General features: G+C 66.4%; 1 protein-coding gene. It reads left to right on the top strand.

Annotated features, from left to right (window positions below; translation table 11 throughout):
* On the top strand, window positions 1-352 hold a 352-nt coding region (locus tag DEQ92_RS22925), incomplete at its 5' end, for a His/Gly/Thr/Pro-type tRNA ligase C-terminal domain-containing protein (RefSeq protein ID WP_233516962.1).
* Window positions 353-438 lie beyond the last annotated feature (86 nt).

The raw sequence follows: 438 nt of genomic DNA, 5'->3' as shown, positions 1-438 counted from the left end.
CGCCCCGCTCTCGCTGCTCTGTCAGCGCGCCGGCGTCTGGCCCGACGAGGCGCTCGCGACCGACTACTACGTCCTGACCGTCGGCGACACCCGCGAGGTGGCCTCGCGGATCGCCCGCGACCTCCGCGCGGCGGTCAACGTCGTCGAAGTCGACGTCTCGGATCGGAGCTTCGGCGCGCAGATGGGCTACGCCGACGGCATCAACGCCGAGACCGTCGTCATCGTCGGCGAACAGGACCTCGCGAACGGCGAGGTGACGGTGAAAGATATGGGCTCCGGCGAGCAGACGACCGCTCCAGTCGACTCTTTCCCCGGCGACCGCGCGTCGCCGACCTACGACGACCTCGTCTGATACCCACTTCGCGTTTTTTCTCGACTACGCGATCCGCTCACGCGGTGGAATTTTATCTCTCCTGGCGCGTCTATGTGGTATGTACG

Origin of the sequence: Haloferax sp. Atlit-6N (assembly GCF_003383195.1) — an archaeon.
Lineage (GTDB): Archaea > Halobacteriota > Halobacteria > Halobacteriales > Haloferacaceae > Haloferax > Haloferax gibbonsii.
Note: the sequence above shows the minus strand (reverse complement) of the source record. Positions and strands in the feature narration are given on the sequence as shown.